The organism is Anaerovibrio lipolyticus DSM 3074, from assembly GCF_900141865.1.
GTDB classification, from domain to species: Bacteria; Bacillota; Negativicutes; order Selenomonadales; family Selenomonadaceae; genus Anaerovibrio; species Anaerovibrio lipolyticus.
This window is the reverse complement of the sequence record NZ_FQYW01000015.1, coordinates 69,074-85,625: the sequence shown is the minus strand read 5'-3', so window position 1 is coordinate 85,625 and position 16,552 is coordinate 69,074. Positions and strand designations below refer to the sequence as shown.

Below are 16,552 nucleotides of genomic sequence, written 5' to 3'. Positions count from 1 at the left end.
CTCGTGGACAAGCTCCCCATGAGCGCCGATGCAAAGAAACGTACAAAGCTGATCGTAAACACGGTAAGCGCCGTGGGCAATATCGCGGTCGGCACGGTCATGTGCGCCACCGGCGTTGGTGCCGGGGCGGGAGCGATCGCCATTGCCAGCGGGGCCGTGGACCTCGGAAATGCCGTTCACGGTGCGGCTACTTTGAATAAGAAGTAAATAAACAGCAAGGACCAAAAAGGAGGAATTTCAAATGGAAAACAAGAAGATGAACATTGACGAGATGGATAAGGTATCAGGCGGCAACGCTGGGAACGTTGGTCAGGGAGATTTGGATATCTTAACTCCTAAAGACATTGATATCACGAAGCCAAATAATGATGGAAAGGTTCCTAGCCCAAAGCTGGGTGGAAAGGACCCTACTATTATCGGTGACCCTACTGAAAGTATGATTAAGTAATTTTAATCCATCAAAAAAACTTAGATGAAAACGGAGCCTATCTCAATGTGAGAAGGCTCCGTTTTTGCAGGAAAACCAAATTTTTTGCAAAAAAGTAAAAAAGAGATAACACTTTTATCCTCTCATGGATATAACGAGATCAATAAGTTCTTCATCTCGTTGAAACGCTAATTGGAAGATTTTTCTTCTGGAGAAGAAAAATTTGAACAATGGCGTTATAAAGAACAAGAGTAAACAACAATATTTAAAGACTAGGGAGGAGGAGGAATACATCATGGCAAAGGAAAACGTAGGAAAGTTTTATGAGAAGCTGGCCCAGGACGCAGCTTTGGCTGAAAAGCTCAATGCTCTGGACAAGGAGTTTGCGGAGAAGAACGGGGCTTCTTCAGATGATGCTGCTATGCGTGAAAAGGCAGTTGATGCCATTATTATTCCACTGGCAAAGGAAGTAGGTCTGCCATTTACCCTTGAGGAATTAAAGGAATATGAGCAGGAGCAACTGAAGGAAATGAATCTTTCCGAGGATGAGCTGGATCAGGTGGCTGGTGGCCGTCGTACAGAAGAATCTACAAAGGTGAAATCAGGTCCTGGTGGTATAAACGCTTGTGCTTTTTTGGGCGTTGGCTTTGGCAAAACCGAAAAGAACGGTAAAATAGCTGTCTGCATTCTTCTCGGTGGTTCCGACGGCCCAGTTGCCGGATGAGGCAAAACTAAATAGCAATCTTTATACTACGAGAGCAGTTCATTCATTATGGACTGCTCCATTTTTGCAGGAAAACCAAATTTTTTGCAGAAAGGTAAAAGAGATAACACTTTTATCCTCTCATGGATATAAAGGACAAGAGCAAATAACAAATATTAAATATAAGGGGGGATACATCATGGCAAAGGAAAACGTAGGAAAGTTTTATGATAAGTTGGCCCAGGACGCAGCTTTGGCTGAAAAGCTCAATGCTCTGGACAAGGATTTTGCAGAGAAGAACGGGACTGCTGCAGATGATACTGCAATGCGTGAAAAGGCAGTAGCAGCTATCGTTATTCCACTGGCTGAGGAAGTTGGTCTGCCATTTACCCTTGAGGAATTAAAGGAATATGAGCAGGAACAGCTAAAGGAAATGAATCTTTCCGAGGACGAGCTTGATCAGGTGGCCGGTGGTAGAATGAAAGGTGGTGGTATTAATGGTAATGGTGAAAGTTCCAAATCAGGCGCGTACTGTGCTTTTCTTGGTGTTGGATTTGGTAAGACTACGAGAAAAGGGAACACGGCCTATTGCTTCATATTAGGTGGTTCCGATGGCCCGATTGGAGGCAGAAGCGAATAACGAGCTTTAGGCTATGAGAGCAGTTCATTATGGACTGCTCCATTTTTGCAGGAAAACCAAATTTTTTACAGAAAAATAAAAAAGAGATAACACTTTTATTCTTACATGGATATAACGAGATCAATAAGTTCTTCATCTCGTTGAAACGCTAATTGGAAGATTTTTCTTCTGGAGAAGAAAAAATTGAACAATGGCGTTATAAAGGACAAAGAGTAAACAACAATATTTAAATACTAAGGAGGGATACATCATGGCAAAGGAAAACGTAGGAAAGTTTTATGATAAGCTGGCCCAGGACGCAGCTTTGGCTGAAAAGCTCAATGCTCTGGACAAGAAATTTGCAGAGAAGAACGGGGCTTCTTCAGATGATGCTGCTATGCGTGAAAAGGCAGTTGAGGCTATTGTTATTCCACTTGCAAAGGAAGTTGGCCTGCCATTTACCCTTGAGGAATTGAAGGAATATGAGCAGGACCAGATGAAGAACATGACTCTTTCCGATGATGAGCTGGATCAGGTGGCTGGTGGTAAAAGGTCAAGTCCTAACTCTGATAAAAGTGATAGGTCCGGAGGCGGCGCGTACTGTGCTTTTCTTGGTGTAGGATTTGGTAAGACAGAGAGAAAAGGGAACACGGCCTATTGCTTCATATTAGGTGGTTCCGATGGCCCAATTGGAGGCGGAAGTGAATAACGAGCTTTAGTCTACGAGAGCAGTTCATTATGAGCTGCTCTTTTATTGTGCCATTAGTTATATAAACGAGAAAATATTACTATTTTTAAAAAAATAACGCTTTATTATTTTAAGTAATGGTAAATAGTTGTCACATTGTTGAGGAAGTGTTTGGCATATTGGTTTAATTGCGTATATAAATTATTAAGGTATATTAAATTAGTTATATTATGTATGTTAAATGTATACTAGACAATAAATATTAAGCTGTTATAATAGGCACTGTTGGAAATTTAGGTCTTTCGGGCCATAGGTGGTGAAATGTATGAGCAAGTTTAAAAATACGTTTTCTCTTTTGAATGCCCACTAGAATATTCTTTTTATTAGGGGTAATAAAAGATTATGCAAGTGGGTGAGTTTTATGAATTTTTCAAGGAACCTTCAAAGGCTCCGATTAATTAAAAAGGAGAGTGCGGCTGATGTGGCAGCGGATCTGGGTATAAGTGAGGCGACTTATAATTCCTGGGAGTCAGGGGAAAAAGAGCCAGAATTAAATGAGCTGTGTTCATTGGCGGAGTATTTTATGATTACTGTAGATAATATGCTGGATGCGGCTTTTGATTATACGAATTATCTGCGCTTGGTGAAGGCGAAGGGGTTGCTGAATTAAGCGTTTGTTTTATTATTTATTTGTGTTATTTTATGATATAATCTAAGCAAGAAAAGAGAGGTGCAGTAATGGCCAAATCTTATGATGAACTGACCATACAGGACAATTTTATTTTCCAAAAGATAATGCGTAACAAACGCATTTGCAAGCAGACCCTTGAACGGCTACTGAATATAGATATCAAGGATATTTCCTATCCTGAGGAAGAAAAGACCATTGATGTTCGTCTGGACAGCAAGAGTATCCGCATGGATGTGTATGTCAATGACGACAAGGGGACTATTTACAATATCGAGATGCAGACCAGCAAGGATATGGAAGAACTGGTAAAGCGCACCAGATATTACCAGGCCTTGATAGACATTGACCTGTTGGAAAAGGGGCAGGACTACGAAAATCTGAATAATACATTTATTATTTTCATCTGTACCTTCGAGGTATTTAGTGGCAAGCTCCATAAGTATACCTTTAGAAATTTATGCATGGAAAATCATGGCATTGAGCTTGAGGACGGCACCACAAAAATGTTCCTCAGTACCAAGGGCGAGGCTGATGATATAGCCGGTCCGCTAAAGATTTTCCTTGATTACATGGATGGCCATGCACCAGCTGACGATTTTACCAAGGAAATTGACAGCGAGGTAGTAGTGGCGAAGAACCGCGAAGAATGGAGGCGAGAGTATATGACTTTGGCTTTGGAAATAGAGAAAGAGAAAAAGAAGGCTGTTGAGGAAAGAAATTTTGCGGCTGCAATCGAAATGCTGAAGGATAATTTGCCGGTAGAAAAGGTTGCAAAATATACCTCCCTGACTATTGACCAGATTAAGGAAATCGGTAAGAAAAATGCGCTTCTGTGATATGTAGAGGCGGGAATAAGAATTTATCAAAATAAGGCGTGCTGCGGCACGCCTTTTACTATGCTCTTTTCTTCTCATGGTATTTCTCTTTTATTTTCCGTTTGGTTTCCACGATTTTAATGGCCCGTTCTGCTATAAAATGCTCCAGGGCCTGGGTGAAGGCAACGGGATTTACGGCAATATCATCCATGCGGGCGCATGGGGCGGTCATGTCTGAGCATTTATATCCCAGCATGGTGGTATGGCCATACCACTGGTCAGAGCCAAGGAAGAAGATATATCCTTCATCCAGTATTTGAAACTGGCATTTAAGGCCGCCGTTTCCATCGTCCTCTGTTTCCAGCCGAGGCTTTTTCATCCGCCCCAAGGTTTCATAATCGAATATGCCAAGGGGTACATTACCCAGCATAATATAGCGGGAGTGCAGCCAGCCGTTCCTTTTGTCGGCCTTTTCTTCAAGGCTTTGTTTGAAAATGTTTATACCATTGGGGTCAGTCAGCAGATTGTAGAGGTTATGGAAGTGTACCAGATACTTTTCCATATCCAGCGGTGTGTCGAAAATCTTTAAATTGCGCATGGCCATTGTGTAGTCTTTGGCCCGTGGGCGGTAGAGAACCATGAGGAAAGCTCCTTTCTTTTGGTTGAATTTGGAATATATGTTTGATATAATGATAGCAGAATTAATGTTCGTATTCAAGGGGGCGGGGTGGCTGGTGCTTCGCTTCTGGGAATCGGATATAAAAAAGAATATGGATGGCATAATTGCTGAAATAATGAAATATTTACCATAAGTCTTGGCCAAAGCCAGGGCTTAGCATCTGGTGGAGCAGGATAACCACCAGAGCAGCAAATAGGCAAACTTGGGCGACTCTTTTTCAGATATTTTTCTGATAAAAATAAAAGGGCAACGATTATTCTTCGTTGCCCTTTCCCGTTCTTATGCTATTACTCACCTTGTTTTGCCATAAAACTTATCCATTCATCATGCATTCGCTCCAAATCTTGATAATCTAAGCAAAACTGCATGATTTTTTCTGCATTCCCGCATTTTTTCTTATTATATATAGTTTTCGCCCGTTTTTGAATTTTATCCTTGTTTTTTCTTATATACTCCAATTCTTCCTGAACCAAATCTTTATATTTTTTGTCTATCTCGTGATCAACATCATATAGGAGCAACTCACTATCGGGTACTGGTATCATGTTGGCAATTCGTATTGTGCCTTTTAATTGAGCATTTTTTCTCTCTCCTGACGAAACAATACGCAGAATCAAAAAGGAATCTTTTCTGATTTGCCTTTCTCCATTAATTTGCTCATAGTCGCTTTCTTTTGGTGAAGACAATGGCACAAAATACTTGTAGTTACCAATTTCCATGACTATTCCTATGTATTTCCTTGAATTAAGTCGTGAGTCTTCCTTGTTAGAATAAACATGTTTATTCTAACTATGGAGGTAATCTATATACCCATCGGTGACGCTATATAATCTCATAAAACTTCTCCCAGACAAAACAAAAGCGGAGAATAATCTCCGCCCTTGTCAAACCCTCCACTTCATGGCAGGAGCTCTCCAGTAGTTAAACCCGACACTTTATGGCAGCCGCTCTCCAGTAGTTAAACCCTCCACTTCATGGCAGGAGCTCTCCAATATCTTCTTATCCAAATTATAAGATAGGATATTAGAAGTGTCAATGCTTTTCTCGCTTCGGCAATTATTGTTCGTGGTATGCAGATATATGTGTCAGGGCTTTTTCATTCCCCGCATATATACTATAATCAGAAAAGGGATAAGCAAGAAAGTAGGGGTATAATTTATGGGTAAAACACTGGATATAAATAAGGCTTTGAATAAAGCCAATAAGTACATAGAAAAGCAAAACTTTGATAAGGCCCTGCCAATTCTTGAAGAACTGCTTAAAAAGGTGGAGGAATCAGAGCCATATAAAGACGATGATTATACAGAATACCATTCCTTTCATGAAAAGCTGGAGGGGCTTTTGTATGAGGAATTTGAAAAGCCCATAAAGGAAGTGTTCCTGATGTAGATATGTAAAGGAAGTCAAGCGGGCCCCGGCGAAAGCTGGGGCTTTTAGTATGTAAGGGGACAGCATAGAAAACTATTGGTGATTTCTTGCATTTGCAGATAAACTGTAATATAATGACACACAAATCTATATTGAGCTTATCAATCTCCCCGGGGATTGTGTGAAGAAGCGTTATTATCCGTTCTGTAGGGTTGTTGCGGAAGCAACAGTGGAGTGGATAATAGCGCTTTGTGTTTTATTGGAGGTATTTTAATGGAATTTAAGATTAGTAGGGAATTATTGGCCGATGAAAAATTAATCAGGGAAGAAGTCTTTATGGCTGAGCAGGGCTTCAAAAATGAGTTTGATGAAACAGACGGCAAGGCCTTTCATCTGGTTATGTATGACAATAATATTCCTGTTGGCTGTTGCCGCTTCTTTCTCCGGGGATAATGAAGGGGAATATATACTGGGGCGGCTGGCTGTACGGAAACAATATCGTGGTAAAGCTATGGGACAAAGGATTATGGAAAAGGCCATGGATTATATGCGCACCATAGGAGTAAAGCGGATTACTTTATCTTCACAGGTTCAGGCCAAAGGCTTTTATGAAACTTTTGGATTTATTGCTGAAGGTGAAGAATACTTGGATGAGCATTGCCCACATATTCACATGGTAAAGGAGCTGGCTAAATGAGTGGGTTGGCATTTTGGGGCCCTTTTGCCCTAACGGTATTATCAAATGTTTTGTATCACAATATAGCCAAATGGACACCTGTTTCACTTAGTCCAATGCTGGGGCTTGGTGTAACCTACTTCGTAAGTTTTGTCCTTTGCGTGATAGGATATTATTTCACTGGCGGGGGTATCAGAAATGATATTCAGGATCTGAACTGGGTAAGTTTTGCATGGGGAGCGGTATTAGTAGGGATTGAAGTAGGCTATTTGTTGCTTTACAGGGCTGGATGGGAAATCAGCCTTGCTCCGCTTATGGTTAATGTTACAGGGGCATTAATACTTATCGCCATGGGTGTTGGCCTATATAATGAGAGCCTTACAATAAAACAGGGGATAGGAATAATATTCTGTCTGATTGGCTTTTTCCTTGTTCGTGTGTAAGGGGTACGAAGGTGACCGGCCTGACGGCACTAGCGGCGCTGCGCTTGCGTCGCCACACTCTTAAAAAAAAGGCCGCCTTGATTGAAGTGAGCCGCTTACGGTGTCAGACCTCCCATACGTGCGGTCAGCCACCTCCAGCGTCTGAAACACCGACTCGAGAAGTTGCCCCGGACGGCAGAGTATACCCCAGCAGCATTGGCCCCAGGTCTTTCCCTGTCATGCCTACATCACGGATTCCGGCTATGCCATGAAAAGCCCTGATAGTATCTGAAGAAAGCTGGGAGCATACCCAGCCGCCGGAATGTGGGCCAGTGCCTACTATTGGGCCAGTATGGCGGTCGCTGTCCTTCCGTTCCCTTCCGCTTCACTCCAGTCCACTGCATTCCAGCCCCCGCCTATGGTGGCCTTCCGCTTGGGCGGAAGCCATTTAAAGAGGGTTCCCCAGAGCATGGCCACGCAATAAAGTACGGCTTCCCTGGGCCCCCACGAGGCCCCGAAGCCGGGGACGAACCAAGACCTTACAATACATGACTTTATAGTATAAGGTTTTTGCTTCCTGTTGTTCGTCTATATTCTTCTGTACATTCCAGTATTTGTTGCCACAATACATAGGGCTTTTCTGCTGTACATTTTGGTGCATAATACCATTTTGTACAGTTTTTTATTTGCTATATATGACTTAATTGTACAGTGAAATAAAGCCAATTTTCAGCACATTTTTTGATACAATGTAGTCATACTTTTGGTGCCAGCTCCAGGTGTGGGCCCATGAGTATGGGCAGGAGTCACCTTCTGGGCATCCGTTTTTGTATCGGGGAAGGAGCCTCCAGCCTCATAAACTCTGACAGGTGAGCGTCCGATAACCACATCTTATCGAAAGCTGACCTGTCTTTCCAGCCAGCTCTCCCTCACGGGACCCACCCGCCAGCCGTGGCTGCAGCTGCACACAGATTTTAAAATAGAGCGCATCAGCCCCCACGGCGTACGCCCACCCCAAAAAAATAGCACCTTGCTTTTGCAAAGTGCTATAACTTTACGGATTCATTTTATTGCAACAGCCGCCAAGGTTTCTCTGTTCTTTTTAAAAGTACCCACTTGGATTAGCTTCTTTCCATCTGGGACATTAATAATTTGTCCTTCAAAAAGGCGTTCATTCTCTGGGGCCATGTATAAAACCTTTGTATGGCCATAGAAATATTCACCTGTACTAAATTGATTGTCAGCAATTGCGGCGATGGCAGTGTTTGAAGTTATTACTTCATCTATCTTCATACTTTTTGTATTTATTTCTGCACTGATTTCCTCTGCTTGTAGCATAGTCAATCCTGATAATTCATCAGTTTCTTTGTCTGATTGTATTGTTTGTGCCGCTATATAAAACGATATTATACCAGCAATAATTGCCAGTAAAAACAATCCAGCCATAGAAATCAAAAGCCATTGTAGTATTTTGGTTCCTTTGTCGGGATTTTGATAGTTATATGGCTTGTTAGTGCGGAAATTAAAGCCACAATTAGGGCAAAAATTACTTCCTTGTTCAACTTGCTTGTTGCAGACTGGACAATTCATAACAAACCTCCTTGTAGTGGACACTAAATATTTCTCTTACTTATCCTAATTATAGCATTAATCATATCCTTTGTCTTTTCATCAAGGCTTGGATATTCCTTGATAATTCTGGACAGCCGTTTATCTGGTTTGGGAGTTTCCATTGGAGCCGGGGAATATTTTTAATTAGTGTGGATAAGTATTGCCAAAAAATTTTATAACACTTTTCAACCTCCGGGGATATAAAGGATAAAGAAAAACGACACTCAAAGATTTTAAGGAGGGAAATAAAATGGAAAAGAAATTCATGAACAAGATGGACGACATGGAACTTGACATGGTGGTCGGCGGCGCGAGGGTATATCTTGTCACAAAAATAAGGAACCATTTGGGTATTGTCGATTATCATGTCGCTCAGGGTAATTATGATGGAGATATGAAAGATTTGGATAAGTTGGCTGAGGCAGGTAAGATAGATGAACTTAGGAAAAAAGCCAAGATGAGAGACAATGGCATGCTCAGACCAGGCGTCGGTTTAGATTTTATTAAGAACATGAGGGAGGAAGGCAAACATGTCATCATAATAGAAGGACGATATGATTGACAAGGTGGTCGGCGGTACCAATACGACCCTCAAAAACAGGATGGTAATTTAACAAAGTAATAATCTCAGGGCTGTTCTTAACTCAGAGAATGGCCCTTTTAATTTGGCAAAAGAAAAAAGCCAGTCCTGAAGACCGGCCCTTCCCCCGTGAAGCTGTAAGGCCCCACGGGAATAGTGTAAGTAAGTATTTTAATACGTTGGTTATTCTACCACAAGATAGTTATCTGGGCAAATGATACTGTCCTTCTGGTAGTTTAAACAAATCTACAGTATCAAGTGAGTCCCGAACCTTATCCAGCATTTTGGTAAGTGTCATCATCTCATTTTCCAGCCCACGGATTTCGATTAAGCTGTCATGAATCCGTTCCCCCAGAGCATAATATTCTTCGAAATCTACCAATATTCACCCCTCCTGTAATGTTCTCTATATGTGGACATTATATAATACTGTCCAACAGAAAAGAACTGGCCAAAAGACCAGTTCTTTTCCTGCTGGTGTATCACCAGCAAAGGAGTAATATTGTGTGCATATATAATGGTAGGAAGTTTTTAAGGGAAAAGCCGGCATGGAGGACCGGCTTTAGTATTTGCTGGAGTGGGCCAGCAAATGGAATGGTATGAATAAATTTTAGCATGAATAGTTACAATAGGCAACTACTCTTGTAAATAAGCAAAAAAAGAGCCGGTCATACAGACCGGCAAAGGAAGGAACGACTACAAAAATGTAGCACATAAAAGGAAAACGTTATACGGAAAGTAATATGATAACCTAATTTTAACATGAATAGTTACGATGGGCAATTACTTGTGTAGATAAGCAAGAAAAAAGAAGCCGCTTGACGGCCTCTTTCCAGCCAGCTTGGAGGGCTTGGCTGCTTGTTGGTTTAAAACCAACCATAATAGAATCTGGATTCCAGATAATCAATATCCGAGGCATTGAAGCTGTCATCCTTGGTGGTCATAAGGATAATATGATTCCACCAGCCCTTGTCCGTAAGGTGCTGACGGGTTCTTCGCTCAAGGTCCCTGGCCTGTCCCACATATACCTGTTCATCAGACAGGAGAAGGTAAACCCCGTACCGCTTGCAGTCCGCCTTTTCAATAAGGTCATCAATGGACTGGCGGGGGGATGAGAACATGGCCCCGATCTGCCAGGAGGTGTCCTCAATATACATGACACCGCTTAAGTCCCCGTCATATAAAAGCATTTGAATAGTTTTTGCTGTGGTGAGCATAGGCTTTATGATGATGATTGTTTAGCGTATTGCATAGACGGCAAACAGGTCTCCCAAGGTGACGCGTGGCTGCACGCGGAGCAGGTGGTTGGCAAACACCTGAAGCGCGCGGATTGGGATTGGTAAAAACGAAACGAAGAAAAGATAAAAAAGGAGCGATTAAAATGACGAAACTTGAAAAAGCTAAGCTTAATGATGAGGAACTGAAGCAGGTTGCAGGTGGAAGTGCCTACGACTTGGCGGATGACAGCCGATTTTTGAACTCGTTGAACGGTTCGACGGGCCGTTATGGCCCATGGAAGATACATAACTCCAAGGATCGACTTTTAGCGATTGAAAATGCATGGGCAAAACTGGGAATAGGCATTATTTGCCCTGGCGACCCTACGGATTATGATACGAAAATTCAATATGTGCTCATTGACGGCAATAATATCACGCCAATCACCCAGGAACAGGCGCGCCAGCACGCCATGGAGGTTACCGGACATCACATGACATATAAAGAATGGCACTGGTAAAGCGATGCGAAAAAGGGAACAAATCGGTGGGCATGATGGAACTAAAAAAAGAAAAGGGACCGGTTGAGTATAACAAAAGAGGCTCATTGCAATTTTCTCAATGCAACGAGCCTTTTTATTGTAAGCCTTCCTCTAAATCCCCTTAGCAGGTAAGGCATTATTTTTTCTGCGTCATGCTGACTTTTGCTCCGTGGTATTTTTTTGTACCGTGGTCTCAACAGTATCCTTTACACCTCTGAAAATATCTATCAATTCCTTGATTCTTTGGATGGAATTTTTACGCGGGCCATGGAGTCTGATTCTGATACGGCCACCGGCTACCTGATCCATTTCCATTTCGTTAAGTTCAACCTTCGTTTTCATAAGTCATATCTCCTTTCTGTATGTAGGTCTTTGCCTTTGTTTTATCTTTTGTGACTATACATACGGATGAATGAAAAAACGATTACAGGTAAATTATGATATTCTTTATTTTAAGTTTAAGGATAGTTTATATTTGCTTTCTATAATAAAACCATCAAAAGAAAGGAAGCGATTTTATGAGCAAGAAAACTATTTTAGCCGGTGTTATGAGTATTATGATGTTAAGTACAGTTCCTGCCTTTGCAGCTACTAACCATTCTACTGATTCGGTCAGTCACCAACAAATCAGTCAGGATGCTGATGGTAAGCAGCAGGGACAACCACCACAGATGAAGAAAGGCGAACAACCCCCTGAACCTCCAAAGGATGAAAATGGTAATCCGCTGCCTCCACCTGATAACAAGGAAATACATGGGCAAAATGGAGCCAATAACAACGGACACAGACCTCCTGAGCCTCCAAAGGATAAAGACGGCAAACCACTTCCACCTCCTGACGGGGTCGGCCACGGGAAACAAAATACAGTTGATAATTCCCAAAAAAGCAACAGCTAACTATCATTAATGTAATATTTAATATGCCCCTCCGTTTTGGGAGGGGCATATTGGCCTTAAGATTGAAATCAGTTTACAAGCAGGCAATAATATTTTATTATGTTAGAAAACATTACTGGAGGCGATGTTGGTATGAGAAAAAATTTTGGGGCCAAACCGTGGGTATACCCACAGCCGGTTTTTATTGTTGCTACCTATGATAATGAAGGTAATCCCAATGCCATGAACGCAGCTTGGGGCGGTATCCATGATGATGATGAAATATTTATCTGTATGGGGGCCAACCATAAGACCTCAGATAATCTTGAGGCAAGAAAGGCCTTTACGGTCAGCATTGGCGATGTATCTCATATGGTAGAGTGTGATTATGTTGGTATTGAAAGTGGCCTTAAGGTACCAGATAAATTCAAAAAAGCTGGATTTACCGCAACCAAGAGTGAGTTTGTAGACGCACCTATTATTAATGAGTTGCCGATGGCCTTTGAGTGCGAGGTGTTGCACTATGACAGAGAGGCTTGCCGGTTGGTAGGAAAAATAAAAAATGTCAGCATTGACGAGCGGGTATTGACCTCTGATGATAAGGTTGATGTAGCCAAGCTGGCACCGATTATCTTCGATGGAGTTAACCACACTTACTTACAGATAAATGAAAAACCAGTAGGTAAGGCTTTTCATGATGGTGCAAAATTAAAATAAGTATAGCACTTTGATTGAGTTGAATGACCCTCCATTTTTGGAGGGTCGTATTAGCGAGAAAATTGACGGAGCAATTGCTCTCATCATGGCTCTTGACCGGGCTATTCGTTGCGGAAATGTGAATGGGGAGAGCGTGTATGAGAGCCGGGGATTACTGGTGTTTTAGGGCTGAATCATTCCCGTCTGGATAAGGATGCCGAGAATGTCCGGGCAGCCAATATCCGAGATAAACTTCCCGTTTCTCAATTCGTAAAAGTTCATGCAACGAACTTTGAAGGATTTATTCGTGGCGGGATGCCCCATGAAATTTCCATCATGTGTTCCCGTGCAAGTCCAGCAAACCGCAATTTTATCCTGTTCTGCAACGCAATCCTCCAAGTGCCATTGAACATCGGAAAATGCCGAGCGCATCATGTAAACGATGGCGAGATAGCCTTTCGAGCCTTTGAGCGGCTCCGGCTGTGTCGGAGCATAGAAGATGGCATCCTCGGCAATAAGTTCTGCCGCCAGTGCTTCATCTGCGGTGTTAATCATGGTTTCAAATTTACCAATCAATTCTCGTACAGTTGTCATAAAAAACATCCCTTTCAATGGAGTTGTATACACGATTTATTTCCACACATGGCCTTGCTTTTTCTCCGATAGTACGGGAATATGTGACTACCGAAAGGGAAATTTAAACCTGCCGGGATGAAATATGTGTCGCCTTGCTGATATGTCTTGGTTTCGCCATTGGCTGTAAATAAACATTTTCCGCTTACCACTACAGTCCATTGCGCGGCATGAGAATGTTCCGGGAAGGGGACTTCTTTTTCGTCACTCACAAAATATACTGTTCCCGTTGAAGTGTGGTCTACATGAACAGAAAGACCATCGATTCCATAATCTCTCACGGGCACTTTGTCGATAATATCCGGAAATATAGCACTCACTTTAAAATCCTCCTCTTTTTGTAGGGAATTTGATGGGAGCGTGATACTCATGGGAATTTTCAGTTGGCTTTTCCGCTCACGGGACAAGCCCCAAAACAGCTACGTTGAATGACCCTCCATTTTTGGAGGGTCGTATTAGTAGTAGGTTTCATGCGGTCCCAGAGCCCCTTAATATAAAATTACTACCCCAAACGTCCTGTTTCTTGGGCAAAATTATAGCATGATGTAGCAGTTCTTACCAACGATTTTTTTCTGCAAATCCGGTTCCCCGGCAAGGTAGGTAATATTGGCATACTGCTTTTCTGTGAGCCTTATTGCCATTACTGTTCCAGTTGACGGCAGGTATTCTTTTACTCTGTCATAGTGCTTTTGTGCTGATTTTCTGTTTGGGTGATACGCATAATGCCATAAGCCCTATCAACGATTCGACTGTTTTTATCCATTCAAATTGAAGGTTAAATAATGATTTAATTATGCGGGAGGTGGTCTCCTCTTATCCTGGCTTTATTTTTATTTATGGTATTCTTTATTTTATGTTTAGGAATAGTTTATGTTTGCTCCCTATAATAAAACCATCAAAAGAAAGGAAGCGATTTTATGAACAAGAAAACTATTTTAGCCGGTGTTATGAGTATTATGATGTTAAGTACAGTTCCTGCCTTTGCAGCTACTTCACAACCCCACGATAATACACCGGCACCTCACATTTCAGCGGAAGCTCAACACATTGACCATGATAAAAAGGTAGTAAAGCCACCTAAAGATAAAGAACCAAAGCCATTACCTCCAAAGCATGATGAACATAATAAACCAGATAAGAAATAATATCTGACTTTAAATATATAAAAAGTCCTGAGTAGAATCTAAAATTAAGAATTCACTCAGGGCTTTTACTGTTTTCATCTCCTGCCTATTTATTAGAAAGAGCAACACGCAGGGGCTGTAGAAGACTATTCAGCTACACATTCCATGGCTTTATCATAGAGGGCTTCATAAAAGCTGCCCTTGTTGATTGTCCGATAATGAAAATCAAAGGGCTCACTTATTGTTGGTGCCCAGCCAGTTACATTTCCATTTTCATCATAACCGGTTCCGGAAAGCATTACATATTGTTTGATGCCGTTCTTATCTCTGAAGGCGAACTTGGCCATACCATATTTATTATCCAACGTGGTTGTTTTTATCCAACATATCACATTATCCCCGGCAAATTTAAGTTGTACCCTTTGAACTGTGGAAACATCAATTTCATAATCAACTTCGTCAGTTGAAGTCACCCATTCCCATTGGGCAGCCTGACAAAATGAAATATTTGCATTCAAACACGCAAAAGACAACAGCGCGGCCAGAATAAGGGATAACGCTAACCTATAATTTTTCATATGTCTATTCCCCTGTCTTCAAAAGCAATGTATTCTGCGTTTTGGCTTATCCTTCCACCATCTTCAGGAGTCTGGCAAAGCAGTCATCTGCCGCGGGGACTGCACGGTCCAGGACCGCCTGTCCTCTCGCCTCGGCATCCGCTGCGAAGGCCTTGTCCTTCAGGGAACCAGTGTTGATTTTTATGTTCAGCCAGGCACCGAGAATGCCGGCTTTCAGGGACAGTGCCGCCACGCCGAGGTCGCTGGCACAGTTCGTGTTGAAGCCGTCCATCATGGAGGAAATCAATTCAACAGCCTCCCCCATCAGCTCCATCATCTCCAGTGGTGTCCTGGTGCAGGCCTTCAGTCCTTCCTGGATTGCCAGGCTTCTGGCCGCCTTTTCTTCGTCCGTCGCCTTCGGGAGGGCGTAGGCATCGCTTACCAGAAGAAACGCGTCCGTGTCCCGCTCCATCACGTCCGCCAGCTTTTCACGGAGCATCCCGCACTTCGCCTCGATTTCCTTCACATGCTCCTCGTATTCAGCGTATTTCTTTCTGTTCTGTGTCATTCCGCTGACCATCGCTGTCAGCGCAGCTCCAAGGCAGCCGTAAAGTGCCGCGCATGAACCGCCGCCGGGAGCAGGATCGCAGGAGGCTACCCGCTCCGTGAAGGCCAGAACGCTCAGTTCTGATAATTTCATTGTTTACTCTCCAAGCATATCAATCAGATGATACTCCATCACCTGGTTCTTGTAATCGAAATTCTCGAGCTTCAGGTAGAATTCCGCGCAGTCCAGAAGTGCCTTAGCCGGCGCAAGCCCCACCAGTTCGCTTCCGACGATATGTGTTCCGTAGCGCTCCGCCATGGCGCGAATCATCTCGTAGACCACCGGAAGGGAAGTGACTTCATAGTTTACCATATTCATGGAGACCTGGGCGATGCCTCTGTCCTCGAGCATAAAGCCCATGGCCTTGCAGGCCTTGAAGCCGCCGGAGGACTCGCGGATTACCTTTGCGATATTCTTCGCAATCTGCACATCGGAGGTCGCCAGGTTCACGTTGAAGGCGACCAGCGGCGGACGCGCGCCGATGGCGGTAATGCCAGCGGTGGGGTGTATCTTCCGCCCACCGAAATCCGGTGCCCACTCAGGCTGCAGCAGCTTCTCGGGCATGCCTTCGAACTGTCCCTTTCTGCAGGTTGCCAGATTCCTGCGCTCCGGTACCGTTGCGGAATCCTCATACAGGAAGGACGGGATCTTCAGTTCATCCCACATTCTCTTTCCGAGGCGCTTTGACATCTCAACGCACTCCTCCACGGTCACGTCCATGGTAGGTACGAAGGGAATGACGTCGGTGGCACCCATGCGGGAGTGCTCGCCCACATGGTGGTTCATGTCGATCAGCTCCATTGCCTTCTTCGCTAGACGGAACGCCACCTCTTCCACTGCTTCGGGAGAGCCAAGCAGCGTGAAGACGCTGCGGTTGTGGTTTCCGTCGGTCTGTGCGTCAAAAAGGATGCAACCCGGCACGCTCTTTGCCACTTCGATTAGTGTGTTGTAGCCAGCTTCATTCTTCTCTTTGCTCAGACTGAAATTCGGGATACACTCAACAAGTTTTGCCATAATTCTGT

The 16,552-nt window shown here is 43.2% G+C and carries 30 protein-coding genes and 1 pseudogene; 18 read left to right on the top strand and 13 right to left on the bottom strand.

Going from position 1 to position 16,552, the window contains the following annotated elements; translation table 11 throughout:
• The 7 genes from B6K08_RS09430 to B6K08_RS09400 form a co-directional block, all read left to right on the top strand.
• Positions 1–207: hypothetical protein (locus B6K08_RS09430; protein ID WP_234985338.1), on the top strand; the 207-nt coding region annotated here is incomplete at its 5' end.
• 34 nt (positions 208–241) lie between these two features.
• Positions 242–448 carry a hypothetical protein gene (locus B6K08_RS09425; RefSeq protein WP_039211870.1) on the top strand — a complete coding sequence of 69 codons (207 nt, stop codon included), beginning with the start codon at positions 242–244 and terminating at the stop codon, positions 446–448.
• Positions 449–722: 274 nt separating this feature from the next.
• Positions 723–1,151: a Nif11 family protein gene (locus B6K08_RS09420; RefSeq protein WP_039211868.1), complete on the top strand. Its 429-nt coding sequence runs from the start codon at positions 723–725 to the stop codon at positions 1,149–1,151.
• 178 nt (positions 1,152–1,329) lie between these two features.
• Positions 1,330–1,770 (top strand): Nif11 family protein, encoded by a 441-nt coding sequence (locus B6K08_RS09415; RefSeq protein ID WP_039211865.1) that lies wholly within the window; start codon positions 1,330–1,332, stop codon positions 1,768–1,770.
• A 250-nt stretch (positions 1,771–2,020) separates the two neighbouring features.
• Positions 2,021–2,458 carry a Nif11 family protein gene (locus B6K08_RS09410; RefSeq protein WP_039211863.1) on the top strand — a complete coding sequence of 146 codons (438 nt, stop codon included), beginning with the start codon at positions 2,021–2,023 and terminating at the stop codon, positions 2,456–2,458.
• A 400-nt stretch (positions 2,459–2,858) separates the two neighbouring features.
• Positions 2,859–3,107 (top strand): helix-turn-helix domain-containing protein, encoded by a 249-nt coding sequence (locus B6K08_RS09405; RefSeq protein ID WP_052212563.1) that lies wholly within the window; start codon positions 2,859–2,861, stop codon positions 3,105–3,107.
• 68 nt (positions 3,108–3,175) lie between these two features.
• Positions 3,176–3,964, top strand: coding sequence for an Rpn family recombination-promoting nuclease/putative transposase (locus B6K08_RS09400; protein ID WP_039211861.1), 789 nt, complete (start codon positions 3,176–3,178; stop codon positions 3,962–3,964).
• Positions 3,965–4,022: 58 nt separating this feature from the next.
• Here the strand turns inward: B6K08_RS09400 and B6K08_RS09395 are convergent, their stop codons facing one another.
• Positions 4,023–4,583 carry a hypothetical protein gene (locus B6K08_RS09395; RefSeq protein ID WP_039211859.1) on the bottom strand — a complete coding sequence of 187 codons (561 nt, stop codon included), beginning with the start codon at positions 4,581–4,583 and terminating at the stop codon, positions 4,023–4,025.
• 37 nt (positions 4,584–4,620) lie between these two features.
• On the opposite strand from B6K08_RS09395, the gene B6K08_RS13590 reads away from it, so the two are divergent.
• Positions 4,621–4,755: a DUF559 domain-containing protein gene (locus B6K08_RS13590; protein ID WP_159446761.1), complete on the top strand. Its 135-nt coding sequence runs from the start codon at positions 4,621–4,623 to the stop codon at positions 4,753–4,755.
• A gap of 154 nt (positions 4,756–4,909) precedes the next feature.
• Here B6K08_RS13590 and B6K08_RS09390 read toward each other — a convergent pair.
• Positions 4,910–5,389 (bottom strand): annotated as a pseudogene (locus B6K08_RS09390) (type III toxin-antitoxin system ToxN/AbiQ family toxin); the annotation flags it as partial.
• Between the two features lie 391 nt (positions 5,390–5,780).
• Here B6K08_RS09390 and B6K08_RS09385 point away from each other — a divergent pair.
• The 4 genes from B6K08_RS09385 (at position 5,781) to B6K08_RS09375 (ending at position 7,109) form a co-directional block, all read left to right on the top strand.
• Positions 5,781–6,011, top strand: coding sequence for a hypothetical protein (locus B6K08_RS09385; RefSeq protein ID WP_039211855.1), 231 nt, complete (start codon positions 5,781–5,783; stop codon positions 6,009–6,011).
• A 252-nt stretch (positions 6,012–6,263) separates the two neighbouring features.
• On the top strand, positions 6,264–6,443 hold the full coding sequence (locus B6K08_RS14090; RefSeq protein WP_234985337.1) for a GNAT family N-acetyltransferase: 180 nt from the start codon (positions 6,264–6,266) through the stop codon (positions 6,441–6,443).
• The gene (locus B6K08_RS09380) at positions 6,394–6,687 is read left to right on the top strand and encodes a GNAT family N-acetyltransferase (RefSeq protein WP_234985336.1); all 294 of its coding nucleotides are present in this window, start codon (positions 6,394–6,396) and stop codon (positions 6,685–6,687) included. Before B6K08_RS14090 ends, B6K08_RS09380 begins: the two co-directional genes overlap by 50 nt.
• Positions 6,684–7,109 carry a hypothetical protein gene (locus B6K08_RS09375; protein WP_039211852.1) on the top strand — a complete coding sequence of 142 codons (426 nt, stop codon included), beginning with the start codon at positions 6,684–6,686 and terminating at the stop codon, positions 7,107–7,109. Before B6K08_RS09380 ends, B6K08_RS09375 begins: the two co-directional genes overlap by 4 nt.
• Positions 7,110–7,536: 427 nt before the next feature.
• On the opposite strand, the gene B6K08_RS13815 is transcribed toward B6K08_RS09375, so the two are convergent.
• From B6K08_RS13815 to B6K08_RS09370, 3 genes are all read right to left on the bottom strand, one after another.
• Positions 7,537–7,749, bottom strand: a complete 213-nt coding sequence (locus tag B6K08_RS13815) for a hypothetical protein (RefSeq protein ID WP_159446760.1) — start codon at positions 7,747–7,749, stop codon at positions 7,537–7,539.
• A 192-nt stretch (positions 7,750–7,941) separates the two neighbouring features.
• Entirely contained in the window at positions 7,942–8,088 is a 147-nt protein-coding gene (locus B6K08_RS13810) for a hypothetical protein (RefSeq protein WP_159446759.1), read from the bottom strand.
• Positions 8,089–8,150: 62 nt separating this feature from the next.
• Positions 8,151–8,678 (bottom strand): zinc ribbon domain-containing protein, encoded by a 528-nt coding sequence (locus tag B6K08_RS09370; protein ID WP_039211849.1) that lies wholly within the window; start codon positions 8,676–8,678, stop codon positions 8,151–8,153.
• A gap of 271 nt (positions 8,679–8,949) precedes the next feature.
• Between B6K08_RS09370 and B6K08_RS09365 the strand changes: the two genes are divergently transcribed.
• A complete protein-coding gene (locus B6K08_RS09365; RefSeq protein ID WP_039211847.1) occupies positions 8,950–9,261 on the top strand; it encodes a hypothetical protein in 312 nt (103 codons plus the stop codon).
• 220 nt (positions 9,262–9,481) lie between these two features.
• On the opposite strand, the gene B6K08_RS09360 is transcribed toward B6K08_RS09365, so the two are convergent.
• Together B6K08_RS09360 and B6K08_RS09355 are read right to left on the bottom strand one after the other, a co-directional pair.
• Positions 9,482–9,661: a hypothetical protein gene (locus tag B6K08_RS09360; protein WP_039211844.1), complete on the bottom strand. Its 180-nt coding sequence runs from the start codon at positions 9,659–9,661 to the stop codon at positions 9,482–9,484.
• 484 nt (positions 9,662–10,145) lie between these two features.
• Positions 10,146–10,469, bottom strand: coding sequence for a GIY-YIG nuclease family protein (locus B6K08_RS09355; RefSeq protein ID WP_159446758.1), 324 nt, complete (start codon positions 10,467–10,469; stop codon positions 10,146–10,148).
• Positions 10,470–10,561: 92 nt separating this feature from the next.
• Between B6K08_RS09355 and B6K08_RS09350 the strand changes: the two genes are divergently transcribed.
• The gene (locus B6K08_RS09350) at positions 10,562–11,017 is read left to right on the top strand and encodes a hypothetical protein (protein ID WP_039211841.1); all 456 of its coding nucleotides are present in this window, start codon (positions 10,562–10,564) and stop codon (positions 11,015–11,017) included.
• Positions 11,018–11,188: 171 nt separating this feature from the next.
• On the opposite strand, the gene B6K08_RS09345 is transcribed toward B6K08_RS09350, so the two are convergent.
• The gene (locus B6K08_RS09345; RefSeq protein WP_039211838.1) at positions 11,189–11,380 is read right to left on the bottom strand and encodes a hypothetical protein; all 192 of its coding nucleotides are present in this window, start codon (positions 11,378–11,380) and stop codon (positions 11,189–11,191) included.
• A gap of 176 nt (positions 11,381–11,556) precedes the next feature.
• Between B6K08_RS09345 and B6K08_RS09340 the strand changes: the two genes are divergently transcribed.
• The 3 genes from B6K08_RS09340 to B6K08_RS13805 all read left to right on the top strand — a co-directional run bounded on the left by B6K08_RS09340 (position 11,557) and on the right by B6K08_RS13805 (position 12,796).
• On the top strand, positions 11,557–11,934 hold the full coding sequence (locus tag B6K08_RS09340; RefSeq protein ID WP_039211836.1) for a hypothetical protein: 378 nt from the start codon (positions 11,557–11,559) through the stop codon (positions 11,932–11,934).
• Positions 11,935–12,066: 132 nt separating this feature from the next.
• A complete protein-coding gene (locus B6K08_RS09335) occupies positions 12,067–12,630 on the top strand; it encodes a flavin reductase family protein (RefSeq protein ID WP_080326009.1) in 564 nt (187 codons plus the stop codon).
• Positions 12,631–12,640: 10 nt separating this feature from the next.
• Positions 12,641–12,796, top strand: coding sequence for a hypothetical protein (locus tag B6K08_RS13805; RefSeq protein ID WP_159446757.1), 156 nt, complete (start codon positions 12,641–12,643; stop codon positions 12,794–12,796).
• Here B6K08_RS13805 and B6K08_RS09330 read toward each other — a convergent pair.
• Together B6K08_RS09330 and B6K08_RS09325 are read right to left on the bottom strand one after the other, a co-directional pair.
• A complete protein-coding gene (locus tag B6K08_RS09330) occupies positions 12,793–13,203 on the bottom strand; it encodes an ester cyclase (protein WP_080326008.1) in 411 nt (136 codons plus the stop codon). The two genes, B6K08_RS13805 and B6K08_RS09330, sit on opposite strands and share 4 nt — an antisense overlap.
• 14 nt (positions 13,204–13,217) lie before the next feature.
• The gene (locus tag B6K08_RS09325; RefSeq protein ID WP_159446756.1) at positions 13,218–13,562 is read right to left on the bottom strand and encodes a cupin domain-containing protein; all 345 of its coding nucleotides are present in this window, start codon (positions 13,560–13,562) and stop codon (positions 13,218–13,220) included.
• Positions 13,563–14,159: 597 nt separating this feature from the next.
• On the opposite strand from B6K08_RS09325, the gene B6K08_RS09320 reads away from it, so the two are divergent.
• The gene (locus B6K08_RS09320; protein ID WP_080326006.1) at positions 14,160–14,387 is read left to right on the top strand and encodes a hypothetical protein; all 228 of its coding nucleotides are present in this window, start codon (positions 14,160–14,162) and stop codon (positions 14,385–14,387) included.
• A 125-nt stretch (positions 14,388–14,512) separates the two neighbouring features.
• On the opposite strand, the gene B6K08_RS09315 is transcribed toward B6K08_RS09320, so the two are convergent.
• From B6K08_RS09315 to ftcD, 3 genes are all read right to left on the bottom strand, one after another.
• The gene (locus B6K08_RS09315) at positions 14,513–14,884 is read right to left on the bottom strand and encodes a hypothetical protein (RefSeq protein WP_159446755.1); all 372 of its coding nucleotides are present in this window, start codon (positions 14,882–14,884) and stop codon (positions 14,513–14,515) included.
• Between the two features lie 106 nt (positions 14,885–14,990).
• Positions 14,991–15,623, bottom strand: coding sequence for a cyclodeaminase/cyclohydrolase family protein (locus tag B6K08_RS09310; RefSeq protein WP_039211829.1), 633 nt, complete (start codon positions 15,621–15,623; stop codon positions 14,991–14,993).
• Between the two features lie 3 nt (positions 15,624–15,626).
• Positions 15,627–16,544, bottom strand: a complete 918-nt coding sequence (gene ftcD, locus B6K08_RS09305; RefSeq protein WP_080326004.1) for a glutamate formimidoyltransferase — start codon at positions 16,542–16,544, stop codon at positions 15,627–15,629.
• Positions 16,545–16,552 lie beyond the last annotated feature (8 nt).

What these genes read in the sequence shown, in the direction of transcription:
- B6K08_RS09375 (WP_039211852.1), top strand. Translation starts at nt 6,684, where the DNA reads ATGAGTGGGTTGGCATTTTGGGGCCCTTTTGCCCTAACGGTATTATCA.
- B6K08_RS09385 (WP_039211855.1), top strand. Translation starts at nt 5,781, where the DNA reads ATGGGTAAAACACTGGATATAAATAAGGCTTTGAATAAAGCCAATAAG.
- B6K08_RS09365 (WP_039211847.1), top strand. Translation starts at nt 8,950, where the DNA reads ATGGAAAAGAAATTCATGAACAAGATGGACGACATGGAACTTGACATG.
- B6K08_RS09320 (WP_080326006.1), top strand. Translation starts at nt 14,160, where the DNA reads ATGAACAAGAAAACTATTTTAGCCGGTGTTATGAGTATTATGATGTTA.
- B6K08_RS09405 (WP_052212563.1), top strand. Translation starts at nt 2,859, where the DNA reads ATGAATTTTTCAAGGAACCTTCAAAGGCTCCGATTAATTAAAAAGGAG.
- B6K08_RS09415 (WP_039211865.1), top strand. Translation starts at nt 1,330, where the DNA reads ATGGCAAAGGAAAACGTAGGAAAGTTTTATGATAAGTTGGCCCAGGAC.
- B6K08_RS09395 (WP_039211859.1), bottom strand. Translation starts at nt 4,583, where the DNA reads ATGGTTCTCTACCGCCCACGGGCCAAAGACTACACAATGGCCATGCGC.
- B6K08_RS09420 (WP_039211868.1), top strand. Translation starts at nt 723, where the DNA reads ATGGCAAAGGAAAACGTAGGAAAGTTTTATGAGAAGCTGGCCCAGGAC.
- B6K08_RS09340 (WP_039211836.1), top strand. Translation starts at nt 11,557, where the DNA reads ATGAGCAAGAAAACTATTTTAGCCGGTGTTATGAGTATTATGATGTTA.
- B6K08_RS09330 (WP_080326008.1), bottom strand. Translation starts at nt 13,203, where the DNA reads ATGACAACTGTACGAGAATTGATTGGTAAATTTGAAACCATGATTAAC.
- B6K08_RS09345 (WP_039211838.1), bottom strand. Translation starts at nt 11,380, where the DNA reads ATGAAAACGAAGGTTGAACTTAACGAAATGGAAATGGATCAGGTAGCC.
- B6K08_RS09370 (WP_039211849.1), bottom strand. Translation starts at nt 8,678, where the DNA reads ATGAATTGTCCAGTCTGCAACAAGCAAGTTGAACAAGGAAGTAATTTT.
- B6K08_RS13590 (WP_159446761.1), top strand. Translation starts at nt 4,621, where the DNA reads ATGTTTGATATAATGATAGCAGAATTAATGTTCGTATTCAAGGGGGCG.
- B6K08_RS13815 (WP_159446760.1), bottom strand. Translation starts at nt 7,749, where the DNA reads ATGCACCAAAATGTACAGCAGAAAAGCCCTATGTATTGTGGCAACAAA.
- B6K08_RS14090 (WP_234985337.1), top strand. Translation starts at nt 6,264, where the DNA reads ATGGAATTTAAGATTAGTAGGGAATTATTGGCCGATGAAAAATTAATC.
- ftcD (WP_080326004.1), bottom strand. Translation starts at nt 16,544, where the DNA reads ATGGCAAAACTTGTTGAGTGTATCCCGAATTTCAGTCTGAGCAAAGAG.
- B6K08_RS09410 (WP_039211863.1), top strand. Translation starts at nt 2,021, where the DNA reads ATGGCAAAGGAAAACGTAGGAAAGTTTTATGATAAGCTGGCCCAGGAC.
- B6K08_RS09335 (WP_080326009.1), top strand. Translation starts at nt 12,067, where the DNA reads ATGAGAAAAAATTTTGGGGCCAAACCGTGGGTATACCCACAGCCGGTT.
- B6K08_RS09310 (WP_039211829.1), bottom strand. Translation starts at nt 15,623, where the DNA reads ATGAAATTATCAGAACTGAGCGTTCTGGCCTTCACGGAGCGGGTAGCC.
- B6K08_RS09400 (WP_039211861.1), top strand. Translation starts at nt 3,176, where the DNA reads ATGGCCAAATCTTATGATGAACTGACCATACAGGACAATTTTATTTTC.
- B6K08_RS09425 (WP_039211870.1), top strand. Translation starts at nt 242, where the DNA reads ATGGAAAACAAGAAGATGAACATTGACGAGATGGATAAGGTATCAGGC.
- B6K08_RS09355 (WP_159446758.1), bottom strand. Translation starts at nt 10,469, where the DNA reads ATGCTTTTATATGACGGGGACTTAAGCGGTGTCATGTATATTGAGGAC.
- B6K08_RS09380 (WP_234985336.1), top strand. Translation starts at nt 6,394, where the DNA reads ATGACAATAATATTCCTGTTGGCTGTTGCCGCTTCTTTCTCCGGGGAT.